This window comes from Oceanobacillus damuensis, assembly GCF_001618145.1.
Classification (GTDB): domain Bacteria; phylum Bacillota; class Bacilli; order Bacillales; family Amphibacillaceae; genus Oceanobacillus; species Oceanobacillus damuensis.
Genome location: NZ_KV392045.1, coordinates 1 through 24,051 on the forward strand (window position 1 = coordinate 1; position 24,051 = coordinate 24,051).

19 protein-coding genes and 1 riboswitch are annotated in these 24,051 nt (G+C 41.7%); of the genes, 6 read left to right on the top strand and 13 right to left on the bottom strand.

The window, feature by feature from the left end:
- From A4245_RS03235 to metK, 3 genes are all read right to left on the bottom strand, one after another.
- A partial coding sequence (locus tag A4245_RS03235; RefSeq protein WP_199860643.1) for a transposase occupies window positions 1-507 on the bottom strand: 507 nt, incomplete at its 3' end.
- A 344-nt stretch (window positions 508-851) separates the two neighbouring features.
- A complete protein-coding gene (locus A4245_RS03240; RefSeq protein WP_067725631.1) occupies window positions 852-1,286 on the bottom strand; it encodes a DUF4181 domain-containing protein in 435 nt (144 codons plus the stop codon).
- A gap of 267 nt (window positions 1,287-1,553) precedes the next feature.
- On the bottom strand, window positions 1,554-2,753 hold the full coding sequence (gene metK, locus A4245_RS03245) for a methionine adenosyltransferase (protein WP_067725632.1): 1,200 nt from the start codon (window positions 2,751-2,753) through the stop codon (window positions 1,554-1,556).
- 212 nt (window positions 2,754-2,965) lie between these two features.
- Window positions 2,966-3,072, bottom strand: a riboswitch (SAM riboswitch).
- A 228-nt stretch (window positions 3,073-3,300) separates the two neighbouring features.
- On the opposite strand from metK, the gene pckA reads away from it, so the two are divergent.
- The 4 genes from pckA to A4245_RS03265 all read left to right on the top strand — a co-directional run bounded on the left by pckA (window position 3,301) and on the right by A4245_RS03265 (window position 7,806).
- Window positions 3,301-4,887 carry a phosphoenolpyruvate carboxykinase (ATP) gene (pckA, locus tag A4245_RS03250; protein ID WP_067725639.1) on the top strand — a complete coding sequence of 529 codons (1,587 nt, stop codon included), beginning with the start codon at window positions 3,301-3,303 and terminating at the stop codon, window positions 4,885-4,887.
- A 325-nt stretch (window positions 4,888-5,212) separates the two neighbouring features.
- Window positions 5,213-6,202, top strand: a complete 990-nt coding sequence (locus A4245_RS03255; RefSeq protein WP_067725641.1) for an ABC transporter substrate-binding protein — start codon at window positions 5,213-5,215, stop codon at window positions 6,200-6,202.
- A gap of 13 nt (window positions 6,203-6,215) precedes the next feature.
- On the top strand, window positions 6,216-7,013 hold the full coding sequence (locus tag A4245_RS03260) for an ABC transporter ATP-binding protein (RefSeq protein WP_067725643.1): 798 nt from the start codon (window positions 6,216-6,218) through the stop codon (window positions 7,011-7,013).
- Window positions 7,006-7,806: an ABC transporter permease gene (locus A4245_RS03265; RefSeq protein ID WP_067725645.1), complete on the top strand. Its 801-nt coding sequence runs from the start codon at window positions 7,006-7,008 to the stop codon at window positions 7,804-7,806. The genes A4245_RS03260 and A4245_RS03265 overlap by 8 nt, the downstream gene beginning before the upstream one ends.
- A 115-nt stretch (window positions 7,807-7,921) precedes the next feature.
- Here A4245_RS03265 and ytkD read toward each other — a convergent pair whose 3' ends face one another.
- The 9 genes from ytkD to A4245_RS03310 all read right to left on the bottom strand — a co-directional run bounded on the left by ytkD (window position 7,922) and on the right by A4245_RS03310 (window position 17,726).
- The gene (gene ytkD / locus A4245_RS03270) at window positions 7,922-8,395 is read right to left on the bottom strand and encodes an RNA deprotection pyrophosphohydrolase (protein WP_067725647.1); all 474 of its coding nucleotides are present in this window, start codon (window positions 8,393-8,395) and stop codon (window positions 7,922-7,924) included.
- A gap of 31 nt (window positions 8,396-8,426) precedes the next feature.
- Window positions 8,427-8,978, bottom strand: a complete 552-nt coding sequence (locus A4245_RS03275) for a hypothetical protein (RefSeq protein ID WP_067725649.1) — start codon at window positions 8,976-8,978, stop codon at window positions 8,427-8,429.
- Window positions 8,979-9,090: 112 nt separating this feature from the next.
- A complete protein-coding gene (locus A4245_RS03280; protein WP_067725651.1) occupies window positions 9,091-9,411 on the bottom strand; it encodes a hydrolase in 321 nt (106 codons plus the stop codon).
- A 97-nt stretch (window positions 9,412-9,508) separates the two neighbouring features.
- Entirely contained in the window at window positions 9,509-11,173 is a 1,665-nt protein-coding gene (locus A4245_RS03285; RefSeq protein ID WP_067725652.1) for a mechanosensitive ion channel, read from the bottom strand.
- Window positions 11,174-11,239: 66 nt separating this feature from the next.
- Window positions 11,240-12,679, bottom strand: coding sequence for an o-succinylbenzoate--CoA ligase (locus tag A4245_RS03290; RefSeq protein ID WP_067725654.1), 1,440 nt, complete (start codon window positions 12,677-12,679; stop codon window positions 11,240-11,242).
- Window positions 12,680-12,906: 227 nt separating this feature from the next.
- The gene (menB, locus tag A4245_RS03295; protein ID WP_067725656.1) at window positions 12,907-13,725 is read right to left on the bottom strand and encodes a 1,4-dihydroxy-2-naphthoyl-CoA synthase; all 819 of its coding nucleotides are present in this window, start codon (window positions 13,723-13,725) and stop codon (window positions 12,907-12,909) included.
- Between the two features lie 45 nt (window positions 13,726-13,770).
- Entirely contained in the window at window positions 13,771-14,577 is an 807-nt protein-coding gene (gene menH / locus A4245_RS03300; protein ID WP_067725658.1) for a 2-succinyl-6-hydroxy-2,4-cyclohexadiene-1-carboxylate synthase, read from the bottom strand.
- A 5-nt stretch (window positions 14,578-14,582) separates the two neighbouring features.
- Complete coding sequence (gene menD / locus A4245_RS03305) at window positions 14,583-16,334, bottom strand: 2-succinyl-5-enolpyruvyl-6-hydroxy-3-cyclohexene-1-carboxylic-acid synthase (RefSeq protein ID WP_067725659.1); 1,752 nt, start codon at window positions 16,332-16,334, stop codon at window positions 14,583-14,585.
- Entirely contained in the window at window positions 16,335-17,726 is a 1,392-nt protein-coding gene (locus tag A4245_RS03310) for an isochorismate synthase (RefSeq protein ID WP_067725662.1), read from the bottom strand.
- 313 nt (window positions 17,727-18,039) lie between these two features.
- On the opposite strand from A4245_RS03310, the gene A4245_RS03315 reads away from it, so the two are divergent.
- Window positions 18,040-18,972: a 1,4-dihydroxy-2-naphthoate polyprenyltransferase gene (locus A4245_RS03315; protein ID WP_067725664.1), complete on the top strand. Its 933-nt coding sequence runs from the start codon at window positions 18,040-18,042 to the stop codon at window positions 18,970-18,972.
- Window positions 18,973-19,027: 55 nt separating this feature from the next.
- Window positions 19,028-19,384, top strand: a complete 357-nt coding sequence (locus A4245_RS03320) for a TraR/DksA C4-type zinc finger protein (RefSeq protein WP_067725666.1) — start codon at window positions 19,028-19,030, stop codon at window positions 19,382-19,384.
- 192 nt (window positions 19,385-19,576) lie between these two features.
- On the opposite strand, the gene A4245_RS03325 is transcribed toward A4245_RS03320, so the two are convergent.
- Entirely contained in the window at window positions 19,577-23,902 is a 4,326-nt protein-coding gene (locus tag A4245_RS03325) for a S8 family serine peptidase (protein ID WP_157087645.1), read from the bottom strand.
- Between the last annotated feature and the right edge of the window lie 149 nt (window positions 23,903-24,051).

Genomic DNA, 24,051 nt, shown 5'->3' on the forward strand with positions numbered 1-24,051 from the left:
CGCATAACAGTTACTTAATGGACGAGTCTGCCATTCTTCCAACTCAGGAAGAACCTGATCCGTTATATCGGATACCATTTCATGGGAAACTGAAAAACCATATATGTCCTCAATTGTAGAAGAAATATCTCGCTGCGACATTCCGCGAGCATACATAGAGATTACTTTATTCTCAATCGCTGAGACATCTTTTTTGCGCTTCGGTATCAATTCAGGATTAAAGGAACCATCGCGATCCCGTGGAACCTTGATATCCACTTCACCAGAACTCGTTTTAAGGGTTTTCTTTCCATAACCATTCCGTCTGTTTTCTGTCTCTTTTTCCTCTTTATCGTTCGATGCATAGCCTAAATGATGATTCATTTCACCCTTCAACATGGATTCAAACATAGGGCCAAATATATCTTTGAGTGCGTTCTGCATATCTTCTACAGTCTCTGGTTGGTAGTTTTCTAGAATTTGGTTCGCTAATTCAGCTGATTTTTGATCTCGCTTTGTTTTAGCCAATAGAACAACCTCCCAATCGTTATATTTTTATTCTACCAATAAAAAAACTAAACTGCGAAGTAAGAGCCGTACGCTCTCTTACTTACACAGTTTAGTTTACACTCCCGACGAAACAGAGGATCTTTTTTATGAAGTGGAAGGTCCTTAAAATACTAATTAATCCCCGGTAAACTTAGCTTTGCTGGGGCGCTATTTACTCAATCCGATGCTTTAACACTGCTTCTCATGTTATTCAACATGTTTGCATGAGGGATGGAAGATTTTTCCTATCTATGCTCTATGCCATAGTTTGATCGTTGTCTCTACCACAAAAACTAACTTTTGGCCAGAGTGATAGTCAGAGATCAATTAAAAAGACCTAAGAAATCTGATGTTACGAATACAATCATCGCCGCAGTAATAAATATCATCTGGCTAAGCGTAAAAATATAATCATTGTTGTCTTTTAAGTATTTCCATTCCATATAGGAACGAATTAGTTCCTGCAAGATAGTAAAAATTAACATGATAATAAATATGTACAATGCACTATCCATGTGAGGAACCGATGATTTATAAGTAAAAAAATATAAGGCAATGATAGCTACAATAGCAGAAATGGAACGTATACCTATATCATACTTTTTATGCTTATCATTCACGTAATTATTGGAAAACATCTTCTTACGTTCCACATTGAGAATTTTTCGCATAACCGAATTAAACAAGAACATCAACAGGATGAATATTCCTAATAATAATGTAAGGTTCCATATCAGATTATTTTCAAAATCAAACAAGTAAGCTCACTTCTCCCTTCCCATTATTTCAGTTACCATCAATCACATATTTCTAAAGAGAATTTAAATTAATTTACAAGTTAAGAATATTAGAAAAACAATACATATGCAAACCATTTTTTCATGATATAAAAAAGCCGGAAGCTTCATTTTCGAAGGAATCCCGGTTTCTTACATTTTAGTTGCTATTTCGTATTAATACGAGTTCGATAGCCTAAAAAAAGAACTGTTCAACCCAGATAGAGCTGTACAGTTCTTTTTTTATATTTATGCTTTTGTCATTGCAACTAATTCTTCCACTTTATCGGTTTTCTCCCATGGGAACAATATGTCTGTTCTTCCGAAATGTCCATAGGCCGCAGTATCATTAAATATTGGTTTCCGCAGGTCCAGCATACGGATGATACCTGCTGGGCGCAGGTCGAATAATTTCCGTACTGCGTCAACAAGCACTTCTTCACTGACTTTTCCTGAACCGAATGTGTTAATTGCGATTGATACTGGCTCTGCAACACCAATTGCATATGCCAATTGAACTTCACATGACTTTGCAAGGTCAGCAGCTACAATGTTTTTGGCAACATAGCGTGCAGCATATGCAGCGGAGCGATCTACTTTCGTTGCATCTTTCCCACTGAATGCTCCCCCACCATGACGCGCATAGCCACCATACGTATCAACGATAATTTTACGACCGGTTAATCCTACATCACCTTGTGGCCCACCGATAACGAAACGTCCTGTCGGGTTAATGAAATATTTTGTTTCATTGTCAAGCAGCTCTACAGGAACAACAGCACGAATTACGTGTTCAATCATATCTTTTTCGATTTGTTCTGTCGTAATGTCCTGATGATGCTGTGTAGAGATTACGATCGTGTCTATACGTACAGGCTGATCATTCTCATCGTACTCCACCGTTACTTGTGTTTTACCATCTGGGCGTAAATAATCCAGAATGTTTTCTTTTCGGACATCTGCAAGTCTTTTGGACAGTTTATGTGCCAGTGAAATTGGCAATGGCATCAATTCCTCTGTCTCATCACAAGCAAAACCGAACATCAATCCCTGGTCTCCCGCACCAATTGCATCAATTTCATCTTCACTCATTTTACCCTGGCGTGCTTCAAGTGCTGTATCTACACCCCCGGCAATATCTGCCGATTGTTCATCAATGGCGGTAAGTACTGCACATGTTTCAAAATCAAAACCGTATTTTGCACGAGTATAGCCAATTCCTTTAATCGTTTCGCGTACGATTGCAGGAATATCCACATATGTGGAAGTGGAAATTTCCCCAGCGACTAGCACAAGTCCTGTCGTGACGGTGGTTTCACATGCCACCCTGGCATTTGGGTCTTTCTTCAAGATTTCATCCAAAACAGCATCGGATATTTGGTCTGCCATTTTATCCGGATGCCCTTCAGTGACGGATTCTGATGTAAATAAACGACGATTTGCAGCCATATGGCTAAACTCTCCTTTATAATGTGTTACGGAACTCTATTTACAATGCTCTCATTTATATTATTCAAAGTACCTTCAAAAGGTAAACAATTTTTTCCCGGTCATCGGTTGATTATGTTTCTACAAGGAAGAGAGCTATCGATATGAATATCCTGTAAAAACAAAAAAACCTTTCCTTCATAGCATGAGGAAAGGAACTACCAGGCCTTTCACTCTTATTGTTCAAGGAATGATCCTTGCATCAGGTTAGCACCTTTTCACCACAGTGATGGTTGCTGGGTTTCATCGGGTCTGTCCCTCCACCGACTCTGAATAAGAGAGTATCCGTTCAAATTTTAGATTAACGAAACAAACCCTGCATGTCAACTATTTTAAACCTGTATACATTGTCACATAAAAATAATATTATAAAAATAATATTTTCTTAGATTAATAGTATGGACTAATGATTTAAATGTGTTATACTAATAAGCAGATTCAGACAATAATACGTGGAAAGTCATTACATTATATCATAAGAATACCTTTAAAAGGCAGGAGATTCCATATGAAAACCGTTGAAATGTCAATTGTAAAAGAGCTTTATTCCCATAAGAACATTCATCAGAATTTATCAGTGGCAAAATTAGTCGAAAAGATTTTAAGCCACGGTGAAGGTATATTGACTTCAACCGGTGCAGTGCGTGCTACAACTGGAACGTATACTGGACGTTCACCGGAGGATAAATTTATTGTAAAAGATGAGGTATCCAAGGATTATATTGATTGGGGAAAAATAAACCGGCCGATAAAGGAAGAACTGTTTGATAATCTGTACCGAAAAGTGATTGATTATTTAAATGAAAAAGAGGAGCTTTATCAGTTTAAGGGTTTTGCCGGTTCGGATGAGAATTACCGTTTGCCAATTCAGGTAATCAATGAGTACGCATGGCATAATCTTTTTTCCAGGCAATTGTTCATTACACCAACAGAGGAAGAATTACAAAATCATCAAGCTGAATTTACAGTTATATCTGCACCTGACTTCAAAGCAGATCCAACTGTAGACGGCACCCATTCAGAGACATTCATTTTAATTTCCTTCAAGAAACGCGTCGTATTAATCGGTGGTACGGAATATGCGGGCGAAATCAAAAAATCCATTTTCTCTGTAATGAACTATCTGCTTCCACAGCGTAATGTTCTATCGATGCACTGTTCAGCCAATGTCGGTACAGAAGGTGATGTAGCATTATTCTTCGGTCTTTCCGGTACAGGAAAAACAACCTTGTCCGCAGATCCATACCGCCGCCTGATCGGAGATGATGAGCATGGCTGGAGTCCAAACGGAGTATTCAATATTGAAGGTGGATGCTATGCAAAATGCATTAACCTGTCAGAAGAAAAAGAACCGCAGATATTTAATGCCATCCGTTATGGTTCTGTTCTTGAAAATGTGGTGCTTGATGACGATACACGGATTGCTGACTTTGACGATACATCATTGACGGAAAATACACGTGCAGCATATCCACTAGAAAATATTGATAATATCGTTTCACCGAGTGTGGCAGGTCACCCAAATACAATCATTTTTCTGACTGCAGATGCATCCGGAACACTGCCGCCGATCAGCAGATTGACAAAGGAGCAGGCAATGTATCATTTCCTTAGCGGATATACAAGCAAACTTGCTGGTACGGAGCGAGGTGTAACGAAACCGCAAGCGACATTCTCAGCCTGCTTCGGCTCACCATTCCTGCCACTTGCACCTTCGAAATATGCAGAAATGCTTGGTGAAAAAATCGATATGTATGATTCTAAAGTATTTTTGGTGAACACTGGCTGGACTGGTGGCTCTTACGGGACTGGAAGCCGTATGAAGCTGTCCTATACCCGTGCAATGGTTCATTCAGCATTGGAGGGTGAACTAAATTCAGTCGAAACAGTTACCGATGAAATATTTGGTCTGGAAATACCGTTACATGTACCAGGGGTGCCTGATGACGTTTTGGTTCCCAAAAATACCTGGGAGGATCAGGCAGCATATCAAGAGGCTGCACAATCACTTGCACTTAAATTCCATAATAACTTCGATAAGTTTACATTGGCAAGTGATGAAATCAAGCAAGCAGGACCTTTATTCAAAGGTTAATCATTAGTTTCCTCATCCCAAAAGGATTGTATTTATATGAGTGAAAGTTGCAATCAGCCATGTGCTGATTACCGGTCTCTTAATGGAGGCCGGTTTTTTTCTGTTCACAGGCAGGAAAACACATATGCTTACCTGTCCGCATAATAAGTTGGAACTAAGACTGGCACGGTGACAACCACTTTTGTTAATGATGGCAGTAGATGTTCCTTCCCGCAGTTGTGCTTTGTATTTTCATCTCCCTTCCCAAACTAGGCATTCACACATTTTTTTATGACGCATAAACTGTGTTGATAAATCATCATATAATTTGAAAGGAACGAAATGTATGAGAAAAGTTAAATTCATTGCTATTTGGTCCGTTGTTTTCCTCATTTTCCTTTCGGCTTGCAATGCAGCAGAAACGACTAAAATCAGTTTGGCAGAGGTTACACGTTCCCTTTTTTATGCGCCACAATACGTAGCACTTGAAAAAGGTTTCTTTGAAGATGAAGGTCTGGAAGTTGACCTGCAGACCACTTGGGGCGGAGATACAACGATGACTGCCCTCCTTTCAGACGGTGCGGATATTGCGCTGGTAGGTTCGGAAACTTCTATTTACGTCTATTCTCAAGACTCGAGAGATTATGCAATTAACTTTGCACAATTAACCCAGACAGACGGGACATTTTTAGTAGCGAAAGAACCAAAGCCTGATTTTACTTGGGATAACCTGAAGGACAGCAGCTTTTTGGGTCAGCGTGTTGGGGGCATGCCACAAATGGTTGGAGAGTATGTATTAAAACAGCACGGAATTAACCCTCACATGGACCTTGATTTAGTACAGAACATTGATTTTGCCAATATCCCAGGTGCCTTTGCTTCCGGTGACTATGAGTATGTGCAGCTGTTCGAGCCAACTGCAAGTGTATTTGAAAAGGAAGGGCAGGGCCATATTGTGGCATCTTTCGGTGAAGAGTCCGGAAAAGTTCCTTACACTGTTTTCATGACGAAACAGAGTTTTATGGAAGAAAATGATGAGGCGGTGGAGGCATTTACACGTGCAATTTATAAAGCACAACAATGGGTACAGGATAACAGTTCCGAGGAAATAGCTGAAGTTATTGAGCCATACTTCGAGGACACAGATTTGGACATTTTGACTTCATCCATTGACCGCTATAAAAACCAGGAGTCATTTGCCACAGATCCGATTTTGGATGAAGAAGAATGGGAGAACCTGAAAGCCATTATGGATGAAGCTGGTGAACTTCCTGGTGACGCTCCATATGAAGACTTGGTAAACACGGAGTATGCTGAAAAAGTAATATCTGATTAAAGGAGGAGATTTTGTGTCATTTTTGGATTTGGACCATGTCTCCCATCATTATTTTTCCAAAAACAGTTATACAAAGGCTTTAAATAACATTTCCATGTCTGTTAAAGAAGGTGAATTTATTGCATTACTCGGACCAAGCGGGTGCGGTAAGTCAACCCTTCTCTCCATTATGGCAGGGATAATCCCCAATACGGAAGGAAGGGTTTTGCTGCAAGGCAAGGAAATCGGTGACTCTGAAATGGGTATCGGCTATATGCTGCAGCAGGATTATCTTTTCCCTTGGAAAACCATCATCGATAATGTATTGCTTGGCCCTAAAATCAATCAAACTACTTCAGACGAATTAAAGGAAAGAGCAGTTAAACTGCTTGAGGAAGTAGGCTTAAAGGATGTTTCGGAAAAATATCCAAATGAACTCTCCGGTGGAATGCGCCAGCGGGCTGCTCTAGTCAGGACATTGATAAATGATCCTAAAATATTATTGCTTGATGAGCCTTTTTCCGCACTTGATTATCAAACGAAGCTTAAACTGGAGGACCTTGTATCTGATTTACTCAAGACATATCATAAAACAGCAATTTTGGTAACTCATGATATTGGTGAAGCAATTGCAATGAGCGATCGTATTTTTATGATGGATTCGAACCCAGGCACCATTGCCAAAACATATAATGTTCCACTTGAACTGCGGAATGAAATCCCTTTCCTCTCAAGGCGTCATCCGAAATATCAGATTCTATTCGATAAAATCTGGGATGAACTGGAAGCTAAAGAAGCAGGGAAAAAGGTGGTGGAACTTCCAAATGAATGACCGCCAATTATTTGAAAGCTACCAGCGGGGGTTAAAAAGAGAGAGGAAAATTGTCCTCACCTGGCAGCTGACTATTCTAATCGCCTTTTTCACCATTTGGGAAGCCGCAAGCCGACTGTATTGGATCGATCCGCTATTGTTCAGTTCTCCGAGTAAGGTCATCCATTTACTTGCAGTCAGAATCGGTAATGGCTCATTGATTACCCACCTGCAGATCACGCTCTTTGAAACCATTATCGGCTTTATCATTGGTACAATCGGCGGCGTTATCATTGCAACAGCACTCTGGTCTTCCGCACGCTTTGCCAAAGTCATGGACCCATACCTTGTTGTTTTTAACGCCATGCCTAAAGTAGCGCTCGGACCGATTCTCATTGTCGCCCTCGGCCCAGGATATCTGTCCATTATCGCCATGGGTTTCATCATTTCGGTAATTGTAACGACATTAGTTGTATTCAGTGCATTTAATGAAGTAGATCCAAACTATGAAAAAGTGCTGCGCAGTTTCGGTGCGACCCGGTGGCAATGCTTCCGTGAAGCCATCTTCCCTGCTGCCATGCCGGCCATGATCTCTACGTTGAAGGTGAATGTTGGCTTATCGTGGGTCGGTGTCATCGTTGGTGAATATCTTGTGTCAAAGCAAGGACTTGGCTATCTCATTATCTACGGTTTTCAAGTGTTCGACTTCACACTCGTAATGGCAAGCCTGGTCATCATTGCGATTCTGGCAGCAATAATGTATAAGCTGGTAGAGAAACTGGAGCGATGGCTGATTAAAAACAGAAACATATAGCTTGATTTTAATAGCTGTATGTTTCTGTTTTCCTGTAATTCGTTGAGTTTATCGGCCGGCCGCTCTGTTATTTCCTAAGCAGAAAAAGACCAATCCCCGAAGGTATTGATCTTTTTCATAAAAGATTATTTTTTTTAATATATCGCAAGCAATTTTCCAATACGTCATCTTTCATAATGAAACTGTATTTTTTAATTAATTTAACCTTTCCTGGTATATATTTGAGCAGTATTGGTCCGTCTGTTTCATAATAGGTTTCCTGCTCCAGAAGAGTTTCTACTTTTGCATAGTAAACGTTTTTTATCACCGTATCGTTTCTTCCATCAACCATATACTGTCCAATATAGCGGATTTCCTGAATGATTCCGCCCGTTTCTTCCATAACTTCTCTGATGGCAGCTTCTTTTGCTGTTTCTCCCTCTTCTACTTTCCCTCCCGGAAATTCCAATCCTCGTTCTTTATGTTTGGTTAATAGCCACTGCCCTTTGTGCCTGCATATTACCCAGACATTCTTCGGATTCTGGGAAAAGGGATGGTCTTGAAAAGAAAGCTTTACCTCATTGTTGTAGTAGTCCCTGAATGTTATCAAATAGTTCAACTGCCTTTTTACTGATTGGAAATTAATTATACAGGATTTCTGTTATTTTCCAATCACCATCAAATGTGAATTCCAACTCCAAAACATAATCGCCGTAAAGATCCGTATAATTTTCCTGTACGACTTTTACTGTAGAATCGTCCACTTTTATCATATCATAATCATTTTCTTCTAGAAACCATGGTGGAGTTTCAGTTGGCAAAATATACATTCCATCTGCTTCTTCCATATAATAGAAGTCAACATATTCCTGTGCAGTTGTCCTTGCAGTGACCTTTTCAAATTCATCAAGAAGTTCTTCTTTCGTATCAAAGCTTTTGACTTTATATTTTTCGTCAACATCCTGTACAAGAATATCCATGAACGTGCTCGTTAAATGAATCACATCGTCGTGCTGTAATTCTGCATTATCTGCAATTACTTCTTTATTTTCCTTTATAGTTGAAAGTTCAATTTGCTGGTGATCTTTTGCAAGCACCAGTTCTCTATCTATCACAGTGCCTATAAGAACAAACATAGCGACGATTCCACTTGTAATTATCCATTTTAAGCCTTTTTTGGCTTGCTTAGTCATGTTAAACCCCCCGGTTGTTAATTTAAAGTGTTCTGTATGTTTTCTATTCCTTAAATCCCAAGAGGTTAAACAACTATCAAACACTTTTTTCCAATTATATTCTATAATTTTTCTACATATGATTGTCCGACAAAATTCCCATTGATTTTATATGAGCTTTTGTTTGATTATCTCCAAGCTCATACACCATCCTATATGCTTCTGTCAGGTTATCGTCATACTCGTCATTGGCTGTATCATTATGGTATGGAACGATTGGGATATGGGCACGAATAAAGGAGTCAAAACTTGCACCATGCATATTTTCCATTTTTGATCTCAGTAATGCTATATCTTCCATACTTGCATAGATGACAAACTCATCATTATTTTGATATTCCATCTGAGAAATCTCCCCGGTACCGATATTTACGTAATACTTTTCCTTTTCCAATCTAAGCACCTCCTCCCTTTAATTTGGCTTATTTACAGGAAAATAACCAAAAAGAGCATCTGCCTTCGTTTTGGCAGATGCTCTCAAGATACTTTATTTACGGTTTCTCCGGATCATTGTCCTGTAATGGGTCCGTGTCGTCAATGTTATTTAATGGATCAATATCATCAATGGATTGCTCCGTATGTTTCGTTGGATTTACCTCACTATCTTCCATTAAATCGGATAAATCCGTATTTTTTGCTTCTTGTTGTTTAAATGATGTTTCATCAATTGTATTGTCAAACTTTCGCAAGTATTTGCTGGCGAAATCTTTTCCTCCAAGCCCGAACGCAAGACCGAATGCAAGGGCAAGGCCTCCAAGAATCAGGATAAATGCAGCATTAACAATTGATGGTGCAATTCCAAGCTGGGTTAAAGCCATAAATGCCGCGATCACAAGGATTGCATATTTCGCAAAGCCTGCAAGTGCATTTGAGGCAGGACCATCAAGAATATTTTTCAATAGCTTTTGGACAATGTTCCCCAGCAGTATTGCTGCTCCAAGAATCAGTACGGCAGCCAGTACATGTGGAATATAAGCTGTGATTGCAGTTGCGATTCCTACAAGGAAGTCCAGTTGCACAAGATTCAGTGCCTGTACAGTCAGGAAAAAGACAATCAGAATCTGGACGATATAGCCAGCGATGGCAGAAGGTGTCATCCTGTTGGCTGCAGCCTGTGTACTGCTGACATTGAATTTGGCCGAAAGACGGTCAAACCCTAGCCTCTGCAGATAATCTTCAATGAACCCACCAATCAGTTTACCTAGCCATACACCTATCAGTACAAGTGCGATTGCAACAAGAATGTTTGGAATCATGTTCATTACGGTGTTTAGCATGTCGATGGCAGGATCTGTAATTCCTCTTAGTTCCAGCTGCTCAAGCGCTGCAATCGTGATGGGAATCAAAATCAAAATGAAGACTATATTACCGACAAATGCAGCAAAGCTTGTTCCTTCAAATAATTTGGAAAGCTTTAAACGAGCGATCAATTTTTCGGAGCCAGCTGCCTGGAGAAGATTTGTTACGATATTTTTTACAATTTTAGCTACAAACCAACCTACTGCAAAAATAATGGCAGCAGCAATCAGTTTCGGAATAAATCCAAGAATAGTTGCCAGTAAGCCACTGAACGGTTCTGCTACCCCTTTGATATTCAGTGCATCGAGAACTCCCGGGATAAACAATAATAGAATCAAATAAAAAACTATCCTACCTAATGTATGTGTATACCTTTGTATTTCTTCTTCGGTTTTTGCAACTTTCATCTTGAAGAATAAATTTTGCAGATTAATTTTTCTGCTTCCTTCAACAATCAACCATTGGGCAATGCTCGCTACAATCCATGCCAACAGAAGAATTAGTGCTGCTCCTAAAACTGCCGGAATGAATCTTAAGAACGTTGAAATAAGATCAGATAGTGGATTTGCAATCATATTCAGGTTGAGTACATTAAAGAACAGGATGAATACAACTAAAAGAAGTATGTAATAAACCACTTTTCCGATGATTCTGGCTGAATTTACCGGTTTATCACTTGTACGGAATCTGTTGATTAATTTGTCGTCCCAATCCGTTTTTTTCAATGCCTTCTCCACTGCACTGCCTATTGCTTTGGCGATCAGCCAGCCTACTAATAAAACTAGCAGGGCAATAACGAAATTTTGCAGTCCTTGCATAAAACTGACTGAGAAGTACTGGTCCATAAAATTGTTCATATATACAAGCTCCCTTCAAGATTATACCTATATATACCTTAAGGGAGCCTTTTCGAAACCATGAAATTAGGTGATTAGTTTATTGCGCATCAATTTATTTGAAGCGTTACGCGGAAGCTCCTTCACAAAGTGAATCTCTTTCGGTAGTTTATATTTTGCCAGGCGTTCAGCTGCATAGCTGATAATTTCCTCGCGTGAGACTTCCTGTCTTTTCACAACAAAAGCAACAGGTACCTGCCCCCAAATGTCATGCGGCTTGCCTGCCACACCAACTTCACGAATTTGCTCCATACCGCTCAAGACACTTTCAATTTCCGATGGGTATATGTTCTCCCCGCCGGAAATAATCAAATCATTACGGCGATCGACCACATATAAGTATCCTTCCTCATCAAGGTAGCCCAAATCTCCTGTCGAAAGCCATCCGTTATCCATTGCTTTCTCATTCGCTTCATTATTTTTGAAATAACCTCTCGTTACCATTGGACCCTTAACTTGTATTTCGCCTACATGACCACTAGCTTTTCCTGAAATTCTCAGCTGGGCAGGGAATAGCGGTTTTCCGGCCGAACCGAGTTTTTCAAGAGCATCCTTAGGACTTAGGGTGACTATTTGTGAAGCTGTTTCTGTCATGCCATACGATTGAAAAACAGGGATATTTTTAACCTTCGCCAGTTCCAGCATAGGCTTTGGAGCTGGTCCTCCGCCAAGCAGCATGCAACGCAATGTGTCTGGGTACCTGTCTTCTCCGAGTTGGTCGATCAGACGCTGGACCATTAAAGTAACAACAGATATAATCGTTACGCCTTTTTCCATAATTGCCTGATGGACGTCTTCAACATCAAATTTTTCCAGAAGATATAGCGGCATTCCATAAATAACACTTTTTATCGTTGTCGATAAGCCACTCACATGAAAAATCGGCAATGGAATCAGCCATTTATCTTCCTTATTCAGTCCGAGATTCAATGCTGAACCAATTGCACTCCACCAATGATTGCCATATGTATGGATGACACCTTTTGGAAAGCCTGTGGTACCTGACGTATAGATTATCGTAAAGGTATCATCTAAGTGAAGCTCTGATTTTAAGGGGAGGTCCTTTTCTGTCAGTGTTTCAACTTCGGAGAAAGATTGAATTTCGTTCACTTCGATCGCAGTGGTGTCTCGCTTCAGCCCGTCCGCTGTCAATAGGATGGATACTTCTGCGTCCCTTACCTGGTAATTAATCTCTTCATCGGTAAGACGTGTGTTTAAAAGCACACCCACTGCACCAAGATAACTCAACGCATGAATGGCCACAATCATTCGAATGTCGTTCGTCGACAGAATCCCAATATGACTGCCTTCCCTGACTTCCAGCCGTGCAAGCTTTTTGGCAAAACGCTGACTTCTTTCTTTTAATTCCTTAAATGAGATTTCCGATCCGTCATCGAGCTCAATAGCAATTGCTTCTGGAGCCAAATCTGCCTGTTTCGTTAACCAATGTGGAATAATTTCTGCCATGATGATTTCCTTTCTCTTTAATGGATAATTGTCGGGGTTGACGTTTATTATCTCACATTTCATTCTATGCTGACCTAATTAGAAAACTTGGCATGCGCCAAGCCTTTTCGGCGAATGCCTTAGTTGCACTTATGCAAATAAGAAAGTTCATACTTTCTTACTTGCTAAACGAAAAACCTTTGCCAAGTTTAAGCAAAGGTTTTTCGTATCTTGAACAATCTTGGAGATCACGGAAAACGCGGAAACTGTTTGAAGTTCGGTTTTCTTTTCTCTTTGAAGGCGTCGCGGCCTTCTTTTGCCTCATCTGAAGTGTAATAAAGCAATGTAGCGTCTCCACCCAGTTGCTGCAGACCTGCAAGACCATCTGTATCAGCATTGAAGGATGCTTTCAGGAAGCGGAGTGCTGTCGGTGACTTCTCTAAGATCTCATCACACCATTGCAAGGTTTCGTCTTCAAGCTGATCCAGTGGTACTACTTTATTGACCAAGCCCATTTCATAGGCTTCCTCCGCATTGTACTGACGGCACAGGTACCAGATTTCACGTGCACGTTTATGACCGACAATACGTGCAAGGTAACCTGCTCCATAACCGGCATCAAAGCTGCCTACTTTAGGTCCGGTCTGTCCGAAAATGGCATTGTCTGCCGCGATCGTTAAGTCACAGACTACATGCAATACGTGTCCGCCACCGATTGCATATCCGGAAACCATAGCGATAACCGGCTTTGGTATCTTGCGGATTAACGTTTGCAAATCCAATACGTTCAAGCGGGGGATACTATCTGTTCCAACATAGCCACCATGTCCACGTACGGACTGGTCTCCACCCGAACAGAATGCTTTATCTCCTTCACCAGCAAGAACGATTACCCCGATTGAAGAGTCATCCCGTGCATCCGAGAAAGCATCAATCAGTTCCTTTACTGTAAGCGGTGTAAATGCATTACGTTTTTCCGGACGGTTGATGGTTACTTTTGCGACACCATCATATTTTTCATAAATAATTTCTTCGTAGTTTTTAGCTTTTTTCCATTCTACAGCCAATATAATTCCCCTCCATTATTGTCAATATGTAGTCAGTCTCCATAATCAGTTATGGATCTCCATGAACTCTGTAACTATTCTATCAAAAGATTCGGGTTTTTCCACGTGAACTGCATGTCCTGCATGCTCACATACAATCATATTACCTGATTTGAGCTGTTTTTGCATCTTTTTGTTAATCTCAACAAACTTTTGATCAAGCTCCCCGACAATCAATAATACTGGTTTTTCCAAATTCCCCAGCTGATCCCACCATGATGGCTGACTCCCTGTACCCATACTAAGCAACGATTCGGCTAAACCTTCTGCAGATTGGGAAAGCCGTTCAGAGCGAATCATTTCCTGTTTCTCTTCAGACAGGCTCTTTTGAGAAGAAAAAAGCGGAAGATCCTGCCAGATATCTACAAAGGAGCTGACACCCTCACGTACGATTTTCCGGGCAAGCATTTCGTCATTTTCCTTTCTCACTTTCCGTTCTTCTTCTCCGGCCAAACCGGGTGAAGTGCTTTCCAACATCAGCGAGCGCACCGTTTCCGGATAAAACATGGCATAAGAAAGTGCTGTGCGCCCGCCCATCGAATAGCCGAGCAGGTGAAACGGTTCCAGTTCCAATGATTGAAAGAGTGCATAAAGGTCTGCACAGCAATTTTCCATAGACCTTGGTGATCCCGTATCTGTTTTCCCATGACCAGGAAGATCAATCGTGATGACTTGATAGCCAATTTTAACCCACTCTTCCACAAAAGGCCGCCATGTGGCTGTACTTCCTGTAAAACCATGCAGCATGACTACGGGAATGCCTTTACCATGGATTTCATACCAATAGGTTGCATCTCCTTTGGAAAAATACAAAATGATCAGTCCCTGTCCTGTAAAATTTCCTTTTCAATTGCATGCCACTTTGCGCGATGCCATTCCACATTTTCTGTTCGATCTGTTTTAACTTCTATTACAGATAGGCCTTCATGCTGATAACTCCTATCAAGCAGTTCTTTTAGTTGTGGCTCGGTCGCTGCAAGAGCGTATTCTCCACCGTACATGGTGATCGCTTTTTCAAATTCAAGGTCTGCAGGCGTGCCGAAGAGTGCTTCAAAATGCTTCTTATCATTAGATTGGGGCAGGAAAGAAAATATCCCTCCACCATTATTGTTCACCAGTATAATTGTAATGTTCAGCTTATAATGCTTTGCAGCCAGCAACCCATTCATATCATGGAAAAATGATAAATCACCAAGCAATAACGTTACTGGCTTGCCTGTGGTTGCCGCTCCCATTCCACTGGATACGATGCCATCAATTCCGTTTGCTCCCCGGTTGGCAAGGATGGGAATAAATTTTTTCGTCGTCATCAAAAACGTATCCACATCCCGGATAGCCATACTGTTTCCGACATATAATGTGCTGTCTTCAGGGATGACTTCGCATAGTCCTCTGACAACTTCACCTTCTGTAATTGCATCCTCCATACCATTTAAAAGATGCTTTTTGGAAATGCGATTCATCTCCTGCCACATTCCCAGCCAGCCTGTATCAACGTCGCAAGGAGTTTCTGCAGCCGTCAAATCTTTACAGAGCATGACAGGATCAGCGAAAATGAACTCCGTTACATTGCCCGTAGGCTCGCGATATCCCGTGTGATTTTCCACGATATACTGTCTGGAATCCGCGTGTTCTTTTACATAAAAAAGATATGCCTTTGAAACTGGCATTGCACCGAAACGGATAATATAATCTGGTTTCATTTGCTTTCTGATGGATTCATTCCTCAAAAAGGCATCATATCCCTCGATTACCTGGTCTTTATGATGCCTGCCGGTCCGTACCTGGGATAATGGATCAGCCAAAACCGGAAGCCCCCATTTGTTGGCCAGATCTGTTACCGCAGCAGGAAAGTCCGGATCTGTTTGCGGCCCACAGACAATGACCCCTCTTTGTCCACTGCCAAGTTTCTCCAAAAGCTGCCTTATCTGCTGTTCGGCTAAACATTTTTTACCATCAAGGATTGGGTTGACAGACTTTGTAAGTTGTTCCGCAGCAGGAAAAGCCCACAGATTATGCAAGGAAAAATCCGGATTTAGTGGCTCACGGAATGGAAAATTCAAATGAACCGGACCAGGATTTCCTTCCAGTGCCATATATACAGCACGTGCCGCTTTATTGCGTGCATAGGCCAGCATTTCCGGAGTGCCTTCTGGCAACGCCATTTCATGAAACCATTTTGGATAATCGCCGTATAGTTTCAACTGTTCGATTGCTTGTGGAGCACCAATGTCGCGTAATTCATGTGGGCGATCTGCAGTGAGAACGATTAATGGAACCCTGCTGTAATGTGCTTCAACAATAGCAGGAAAGTAATTTGCTGCCGCAGTTCCGGAAGTACAGACAAGTGCAACGGACCGGTTTGTTTCTTTTGCAATACCCAATGCAAAAAAAGCTGCAGAACGTTCATCGATAATAATCCACTCTTTTACTGCAGTGTGTTCTGTAAAAGTTAATGCAAGCGGTGTGGAACGTGAACCAGGGGATATAACAACATCGGTCAGTCCGCTTTTGGTTAGTTCATCTACAAAATTTGCCGTATATCTTGTCAGTTTTTCTGTGTGATTCATTTATTGTTTGCCTCCTAAAACAGATAGCATAGGGAGTAGCTTGATTTTTGTCTCTTCATATTCGCTTTCCGGATCAGAATCTTTAACAACTCCACATCCGGCAAATAGAGAAGCCTCATCCCCCTGAACAAGCGCAGAGCGGATTGCTACTGCAAATTCTCCGTTCTGATTGCTGTCCATCCATCCAATTGGAGCACCATACCAGCCACGGTCCAGCAATTCGTGTTTTCTTATGAATGCGAGTGATTCCTTGCGAGGGGTACCACCGAGTGCTGGAGTGGGATGCAATTGCTTAATAATATCAAACAAACTGTAGCCATCTTTCAAATGACCTGTTACCGGTGTGTATAAGTGCTGTAAATTTTTCAAAGGATAAATTACCGGTTCATCCGGAATAGTTACTTCCGTACAGCAGTCCTCGATTGCACGCTTGATCATTTTCACAACAAAATCATGTTCCTGACGATTTTTCTTGTCATTCATCAGTTCCTTACTCAGTTCCAGATCATGTTCCACTGAATCACCACGAGGAGCAGTACCTGCCAGACATGTCGATAAAAGTGCCTTCCCCTCCAGTTTTACCAATCTTTCAGGAGTTGCTCCAACAAAACAGTCATCCTCAATTTCATATGCGAAAATATAGCTGTTCTGCTGCGTTTTTAACAGGTTGGATAATACGGTTGTAATATCTGCCTTCTTGTTAAATTGCAATCGGATTTCCCGAGCGAGTACAATTTTTTCCATTTCTCCCCTGGCAATTTCCTCTGTTGCTTTGCGGACACTGCCTTTCCATTTCCCCGGGTCAATCTCCTTCTCCCCAGTGACGATAAGTTGGTCCATGGATCGTTCCCTGCTGGCAAGAAGTTTTTCTTCCGTCTGCATCAATTCATCTGCCAGCTGATTGGCATGGTCATTCTTTTTCACATATATATTTATAGTCAAATAGTAGCCTTCGTTATATTTAGTCAATAAAAATGCAGGTATGGTGAAATGACTTGGTTTGAATTTATTCCATAAATTGGTTGTCCCCTTTTCCGGATCAAACGACATACCTCCCAGGGCAACTAGCCCAGTCCCTGGAACCTCATATGGATTATGAACGAATGCTTCACACAGCAAAGAATTCCATTGTTTCTCCGTTGCTTCAAATCGTAAATGATCTGCAGTCATTTGATGTGCCTCACCAGCCCCAGCCAGCCAAAGCTGTTGGGTAGAGCTTGTCCAAAACGCACGGTTCCCTCCAATATGCTTCGCTGCATCAAAAAAGTGAAGTGGATCCGTCTTTTGTATTTTTTTTGTTATGCTGACAAGCTTGCATTCATCCTCTGCCTTCACTAGTTGAATCGCTTCGGATAGAAGTGCTGAAACTTGTTTGTCCTTCGTTTCAATCATCTAAATAAACCTCCATCATGTCTTGGAGTCAGAAACATCCTATCTTATTTTATGCTCTTTTAGCCAGTTTCTCAAGAAAAGCTTTCTTTTTCAGTGAAAATCAGCAATCTTGCTGCTCTGAATCGATTGACAGCATGTTTTTATTTGCCTAAAATTAATATGTTCTATTAGTCACATTGGCAATGCATATGCAATTGGGCGAATGCCCACGTTTTTAAGGAAAAGCTGGGAAAAAATTTGAATTGCTCCATCTGCAAATGCCCGAATCGTTAAGCTATCTACTTTTCAAAAGAAAATCAGGGGGAACAGACACATGCAGTCTACAGGTAATAATATTAAACAGGCATTAAATGAACGTGGCGGATTTCACGTTTGGTGGCGTCTCATCCGTCCACATACACTTACAGCCTCCTTTGTACCCGTTTTTGTCGGGACAATGATCGCTTTTAATGAAGATACAATTAATTGGCTGCTCTTTTTTGCCATGTTAGTTGCCTCGCTGCTTATACAGGCTGCGACCAATATGTTCAATGAATATTATGATTTTGTACGCGGATTGGATACAGACCAGTCAGTTGGAATTGGTGGTTCCATTGTTCGTGATGGAATTGCCCCGAAAAAAATCCGTAATCTTGCCTTTACCTTCTACGGTATATCAATACTTCTGGGTGTCTACATCTGTATGGCTTCCAGCTGGTGGATTGCAGTTATTGGTTTAGTTTGTATGGCTTTCGGCTATTTATATACAGGAGGGCCTCTTCCAATATCCTATACCCCATTTGGAGAATTATTTTCAGGGGTTTTAATGGGGACGGTAATTATCGGCATTACTTACTTTATCCAAACAGGTACAGTTACTGCCGAAATGATCTGGATTTCCATTCCAGTTACGATATTCATCGGCAGTATCAATCTATCCAATAATATTCGCGACCGTGATGGAGATGCGTTGGGAGGCAGGAAAACAATCGCTGTTTTGATAGGCAGAGAAAGCTCAATTACATTACTGGCAATTTTAATGCTTTTTGCGTATGTAATTACTGCCATATTAATCGTTCTCGGTGTTTTGCCTTTTTGGTCACTAATCACCTTCTTCAGCGCGTTAAAAGCACGTGAAGTCATCAGGGATTTCCGCGGCAAAACCGAACCGATTGAGATGATGCCTGCAATGGCTGCAACCGGCAAAACGAACACGATTTATGGCTTTCTTTTAGGCATATCACTGCTTCTTTCAGAGCTGATCTGACAGCAATTGTTTCATATGGGAATGCCCCCTCCGTAATGAAAGGAAGGATGAGATTATGAGCAATCAACTCAGCAAAGAAAAGCTTGCATATTTTAAAGAAAAACTATTGCAAATGAAAAAGGATACAGAACAGGAAATGGAACCCAACGGCAAGAACGGGCCAAATGAGTCCATCCAGGAACTTGCTGACTACGATAACCACCCAGCAGATATGGGTACCGAACAATTCGAGCAGCAGCGTGATGCCGGATTGGATCTCATGCGCCAGGATCGATTAAAAGAAATTGAAGATGCGCTTGGGCGAATTGAAGACGGCACTTACGGTCTCAGTGAGAAATCGGGCAAACCGATTCCGGAAGAAAGACTGGAAGTAATGCCAATTGCAAGAAACTTAGTTGAAGAAGAGGAATAATACACAAATCCACCCTTACTGATGGTAGGGGTGGATTTTTCATTTCATAATGTGTTTCCAGTTATCAGGAAGGTCATATGTCACTACAAGTTCGTAAGAGGTCACCTTAGGGGATTTGTCGTTTTACATAATATAAAAAGTACAGAGGCTGTTTCACCTCTGCACCGTCTATCAGATTATGGTAAATAAGTTTTACTTACCGTTACCTCTGCCCTTGCCCTTATCTTTTCCTTTTCCTTTGCCGCTATCTTCTTCACCAATATACAATTTACCTTCAGCCTGTTCACGTGTTTCATTACCGAAATCGTCAACAGCTGTTACTTCGATGACAGCACCATCTGCCACGATATTGCCAGGTACAGTCCAATATCCGACATAATGTCCCTCAGATGTTTCCGTTAATGGTAAATCAGTTACATTGGAAAGGTTGCCTCCTAGATTGGTTAATGGCATATGCACTGCAAATGTGGCAGTCAGGCCTGATTCACTATCAAACTCTATTGCGACTGTTTGACCTGCTTCAAGCTGTTGATCTTCAGACGGAACCAGGTTCTCGATTGCAGGTGCCGTGTAGTCTGCAGCAATTGTTATTGTCTCTGCTGTTGTGTTTCCTGCCGCATCAACAGCAACTACTTCAATTACATTCTCACCTTCTTCAAGAATCAGGCGTTTCGAGTAGCTGCCGTCTGTAAAGGATGCATCTTGGCCGTTAACCTCTACAGACTCAAGATGCTCATCTGAAACAGTTCCTTCAACAGTAACGGTTTCACGATTCGTCATGTTCCCGTCCAGTGGGCTATCGACTGTAAGTTCAGGTGAAACCGTATCGAGTGTAACGGTAACTGCTTCTGATGTTGTTGCATCTTCACCATTCACTACGGTTACTGCGGTAAATTCATTTTCCCCTTCTGTTAGTTCTGTTGGAATAGCAAAAGTACCCTCATCACCAACCTCAGCAGTACCAACTTCAGTTCCATTGTTCAGTAATTTGACAGTTGTTGTTGAAGATGCTGTTCCTTCCACAGTAACTGCAGCATCATTTGTTACAAGACCATCTGCCGGCGAGGTAATTACAGAATCTTCCACTCCATATGCCACACGTGCACGGATCATGTAGTTACCTTCGGATGCAGGTGATTGTGACCATGCTCCGCCAACATACTGATAACTGCGTCCCGCATTTGTCCCATTTTCATCTGTAGCCAAGCCAGGTGCATATGGGTGCGGATCCGTCTGCATATAAACCATATAGAAATCGCCTTCAACCTGGATGGAATGCTCTCTTAAGTCGACAACGGTCCATTCGTCCAGGCTTCTTACGGCTGTCGCATCAAAAGGTCCTGCAATTCTTTGCCCAGGAGTTCCATCAGATCCTGCAGCATCCCATACTTCAACAGCGAACTCTGTTCCACCAGGATTTGGCCAGTCTGTACCATGGAATTGGAACACACCATCTGTTACAATCGCAGATTCCTCATTATCCGGTAAGGACATTTTCACGGCCCAACCGTTTCCGGCATCATAAAATGCACGGGCATTTTCTGCTGTTCCGTCGTCATAGCCAATTTCCCCGCCTGGGACTGTATAAAATGGGTCAAGTTCGATATTTAAGTCGAAATCCTCGTCAAGTTCTATTTCAATTTCCTGACCATGGAAGTCTCTTGCCATTACTTTCAGTGTATATGTCCCATTGTATCCAGTTAATGCATAATTACCTTCTGAATCGGTTTCTACAGGGGTAACATTCGCATCTTCAACGAGCAGCAATGTTGCTCCTTCAATCGGGTTTCCAGAGTTAGAGCTTGTCACTGTTCCACGTATTGTTGATTGTTCCAGCTCTTCAAGTACAAAGTCAGCAACGACCGTTTCATCTTCACCCAATGATACGGACTGCTCCTGTGCCTCGAATCCATATGCTTCTGCAACAACCGTAAAGTCACCAGCAGCATGCATAAACGAATAGGTCCCATTTGCTGGATTAGTAGCTGCAGAACGTCCACTTTCAAGCACACTTACTTGCGCACCCAACGGAAGCAGCATCGGATGAATCCCTTCATCATCACTTAATGATAAAGATTCAATTTCAGCCATGCTAGGCTGCATATTATCAGGGTCTACTTTTTCTTCTTTAATGACATCACTTGTACTGTTTTCCACTGCACCAATTGACGAAGCTTCTTCTATTTCCAGTGAAGTGTCTGACAATCCTACATCATCAATATACCATCCATCTCTGAGCACACTTCCATCCGTATCCAGGTTAAACGCAATATATACGCGATCACCAGCATATTCAGACAGATCGATTTCAACCGTTTCCCATTCATTATTTACATCTGTTATACGGAGAAGCTGTGTCCAGCTATTCTGATCCGTAGAAATGTAAACATGGCCATAATCCCAGTTTCTTTCAATGTTATACCAATGACTAAACTGCAGATATGATTCTCCTTCAGGTAAGTCAATCGGGGGCATCATAAGCGTTGAATCCTCATTGTTCGTATATGCTCCGTCTGTGTTTGTCGCATAGACGTATTCCCCTGAGTATGCTTCACCTGGACCAGAAGTTGGAATACCGTGATTCCAGCTGTTATTATCTGTGCCAAATACTGTCCAGCCTGCAGGGTTCGTCTCAAAGTCTGTAAAATATCCTACAGTGATTCCTGGATAAACCGCTACGACATAGTCTTCCGTAATTACTTCATTATTACCGAAATCGTTTATAACAAAGTGATATGTGAAAGAATCACCTGTTATATCTTCACCGGGAATAGTAGCTGCATATTCACCAGATTGGTAATCTCCCGAGACGCGTCCTGCCTCAATCGATTGTCCCTCCCCATACACAACTTCTACGGAAGCAACACTAATATTATCGGAAACCTGGATCGATAAATCGAGATCCATTCCTTCATACGTTTCGATTGGTGACACATGTTCAAAAATTGGCGCTTCTGTATCTTCCCCTTCTTTCGTTACTTGCCCCTCTATTACACCAAGACCAGATACTAAAGAGGAAACAGCATCATAACCATTAACTAAGCCATATCCAAAACCATTATTTGGGGATTCTGTATATTGACTGTTTGTTAAAGGTGTCGCTGTATTCATGATAATCTCTTCCAGGTTATCAACAGTCAGACCAGCATTTGCCTGTTTCATTAAAGCTACTACGCCAGACACAGCAGGACCGGACATGGAAGTCCCATTCCAGCCACCTTCATAACCGCTTCCTGGTACCGTAGAACGAATATTTACACCAGGTGCTGAAATGTCCGGTTTGATTTCATCATACGGGGAGGGTCCCACTAATGAAAAGCTTGCCAGTTCATCATTGATGTCCGTCGCTCCAGTTGCAAAAGACTCTGGATAGTTTGATGGAGCAGCAACTGATCCAGGAGTAGGAGTCCCATTACCTGCAGAAAACTCTGGGAATATTTCTGCTGCTCTCCATGCAATTACAACATCTCTGTACCATTCATCAAGTCCAGGGCCTCCACCCCAAGAGTTATTGACGACATCGGGCGCCTTTGTCGCATCTCCACCTGGAGCCAGTAACCATTCTGCTCCAGCAATCAGATTTACATCAGTCCCACTGCCAGCCGCATTTAATCCTTTAACAGAGATCCATTTGGCTCCAGGAGCGACACCGACCTGATTGGAACCATCCGGCTCACTTCCTACCATTGTACCGGTTACATGTGTACCGTGCCCATGGTCGTCATAAGCAGGCGTTTGCCCATTTACAGCATCGAAAAAGCTGTACGTATGATCTACTTCACCGGTTGCTGCGTCATAGCCGCGATATTGTTCAGCAAGTCCGGGATGATCAAACTGTGCTCCCGTATCGATACTTGCTACAACAGTCCCTGTACCATCAATTCCCATATCCCATACTCCAGGCGCCCCAACGCGTTCCACATTCCATTCCACGTTAGCGATTTCCGAGTTTGGTGTTTCCGCTTCTTCTGAAACAGTTACTGCAGAAACCTCGCGCGTTTCATTTGGCAGGATTTTCTCAACTTCGGTAAAAGCAGCAATTTTTTCTGCTACTTCTCTAGTTGCAGTTACCGCCAAACCATTGACAATATGAAAAGACTGGAGATCTTCTGCGTTCCCTTTTTCCACTTCCTCCTCCACATATTCGATTACATTCTGCTGGGATGTTAAAGAAATGGATTTCAACTCTGCAATGACAGCAGATCGTTGAATATGTTCCGCTTTTTGTGCGGAAAGGTTCGCCCTATCGGCACTTGCTTTAGCATTATTCGCCACTTTTTCAACATCTGCTTTTTCATGGAATTTTACAAGGAATGTCACTTTTTCATTGTCTGTAAATTGTGTCTGTAGCCGATCACTCACTTTTGCCTCTGTTACGTTAAGAGTATCATTTAAAGAGTGATGCGCTTTGTCGCCAGATTGCGCAAGAACGGCACTTGGAGCAATGAATGAGAATGTCATTAATACTGCTGCCGCAATACTGAATGCTTTTACTTGACGTTTTTTCTTCCGTCTCACATTGTTTCCTCCTCTCGATTTGTAAAGCCTTACATTTTCCAGCTGGCTATTCGACATTTGGACATGTGAAAAACACCGTAACCCCCCTCTGCAACATAATCATGTCGAGTCTCGAGCCATTGCGGTGTATATTACAAACTCATGCTGTT